The organism is Actinophytocola sp. (assembly GCF_035712165.1).
Taxonomy (GTDB): Bacteria; Actinomycetota; Actinomycetes; order Mycobacteriales; family Pseudonocardiaceae; genus DASYTH01.
The window spans coordinates 1-2,187 of the sequence record NZ_DASTBH010000061.1 but is presented as its reverse complement, the minus strand read 5'-3'; the positions used below and the strand labels follow the sequence as shown (position 1 = coordinate 2,187).

Below are 2,187 nucleotides of genomic sequence, written 5' to 3'. Positions count from 1 at the left end.
AACCTCGCGCACGTCAGCGGCCGCTTCTTCTCCGTGGAGGGGCTGCACGTCGAGGCGGACGGGCTCGGCTCCTGGCACCAGCCCGTCCTCAACCAGCCGGAGATCGGCATCCTCGGCATCCTGGTGCGGGACGTCGGCGGCGTCCCGCACGCCCTCATGCAGGCCAAGATGGAGCCGGGCAACGTCAACAACCTGCAACTGTCGCCGACCGTCCAGGCCACCCGCAGCAACCACACGCGGGCCCACCGCGGCTCGAACACCCGCTATCTGGAGTACTTCCGCCGGCCGGGACCGGGGCGCACGCTGCTGGACACGCTCCAGTCCGAGCATGGCGCGTGGTTCTGGCAGAAGCGCAACCGCAACATGGTCGTCCAGGTCACCGGGGACGTGCCGGTGCACGACGACTACCGCTGGCTGCCGCTGCGACAGGTCCACCGGCTGCTGAAGGTGGACAACCTGGTCAACATGGACACCCGCTCGGTGCTGGCCTGCCTGCCCCCGTCCGCCGTCGGCGAGCACGTCCAGCCGCCGGCGGACCCGTTCACCGCGGCGCTGCACCGCTCGTACACCGGGCTCCGGCCCGGGCTGCACGCCATGGGCGAGGTGCTGAGCTGGTTCACCGAGGCGAAGACCCGCTGCGAGTGGACCGCCCGGCCGATCCCCCTGGCCCATGTACGGGACTGGTCGCGCACCGACGACGAGATCGCCGACGACGGCGGCGAGCGGTTCCGGATCGTGGCGGTACGGGTCCGGGCGGACAGCCGCGAGGTCAGCAACTGGACCCAGCCCCTGCTCGCGCCGCGCGGACAGGGGCTCGCGGCGTTCCTGGTCCGGCCGTTCGACGGCGTGCTGCACGTGCTGGTGCGGGCCCGCTCGGAGCCGGGCCTGCTGGAACTCGTCGAAATGGGACCGACCGTGCGGCTGCCCGCCGCCGGCGGTCCGGCGAGCGAGCCGTATGCCGGCGAGGCCGCCGCGGCGCCGTCGGGCCGGGTGCGGTTCGACGCCGTGCTGTCCGAGGAGGGCGGCCGCTTCCATCACGCGCTGACCCGGTACCGGGTGATCGAAGTGGCCGACGACTTCCCCGCCGACGTGCCGGACGACTTCCTGTGGCTGACCGTGCACCAGCTCATGCGGCTCGTGCGGCACGGCCGCTACCTCAACGTCGAAGCGCGCAGCCTGCTCGCCTGCCTGCACGGCCTGCGTGACGGGCTGCCAAGCGAATAGGCGGTGTGCTATGGAGATACTCGGTGACGGGTTCCTGGGCCGCAGCCTGCGACCGCTGGCGGGTTCCCATCCCGGCGTGCTGCTGTTGGCCCGCGGGGTGTCCACCACCCGGGAGGTACCGCGGTCGGCGTACGACCGCGAGGCCGCCATGGTCCGCGACCTGGTGAGGCACTGCCGGCGGGGGAACCTGCTGCTCGTCTTCCTGTCCACCGCATCGGCCGCGCTGTACGGGGCGCCGGGCTGCCCGGGTCGGGAGGACGCCGAGGTCGTCCCGTCATCGCCGTACGGCCGGCACAAGCTGGCGCTGGAGGGCGTCGTCCGCGAGTCCGGCGTCCGGCACCTGATCCTGCGGCTCAGCCACGTGGTGGGCCCGCACCAGCCGTCCCACCAGTTGCTGCCGTCCCTGGCCCGGTCCGTGGTCATCGGCACGGTCGAGATCCACCGTGGCGCGTACCGCGATCTGATCGGCGTGCCCGCCGTGCGGACGATCGTCGACGCGCTGCTCACCGCCGGGGTGTCCCAGGAGGTGGTCAACGTGGCGTCCGGCGTGCTCGTCACGATCGAGCAGATCGTCGACCACGTCGAGCTGCGGCTCGGCGTCACCGCGCGACGCGAGTTCGTGGACGCGCCGGCCCGCCACCCCGTCTCGGTGGAGAAGCTGCGCCGCCTGATACCCGACGTGGCCGACCTCGGATTCCAGCCCGGCTACTACCGCACCGTCATCGACCACTACCTGGAGGTGCCGTGAGATTGCTCGTCAGCGGTGGGGCCGGCTTCATCGGTTCCCACTACGTCCGGGGCGTCCTGGAAGGGCGGTACGGCGGCCCGGCCGCCACCGCGGTCACCGTCCTGGACAACCTCACGTACGCCGGCAACCTGGCCAACCTGCCGGTGGAGCACCCGCGACTGTGCTTCCTCCGGGGCGACATCAGCGACGCCCGGCTGCTGGCCGACGTGGTGCCC

At 72.2% G+C, this 2,187-nt stretch carries 3 protein-coding genes; all 3 read left to right on the top strand.

Going from position 1 to position 2,187, the window contains the following annotated elements:
* Positions 1-1,224 (top strand): NDP-hexose 2,3-dehydratase family protein (locus VFO68_RS02865; protein WP_325156549.1); only part of this gene is annotated, 1,224 nt, incomplete at its 5' end.
* Between the two features lie 10 nt (positions 1,225-1,234).
* On the top strand, positions 1,235-1,972 hold the full coding sequence (locus VFO68_RS02860) for an NAD-dependent epimerase/dehydratase family protein (RefSeq protein ID WP_325156548.1): 738 nt from the start codon (positions 1,235-1,237) through the stop codon (positions 1,970-1,972).
* On the top strand, positions 1,969-2,187 hold a 219-nt coding region (locus VFO68_RS02855), incomplete at its 3' end, for a GDP-mannose 4,6-dehydratase (protein ID WP_325156547.1). The genes VFO68_RS02860 and VFO68_RS02855, both read left to right, overlap by 4 nt.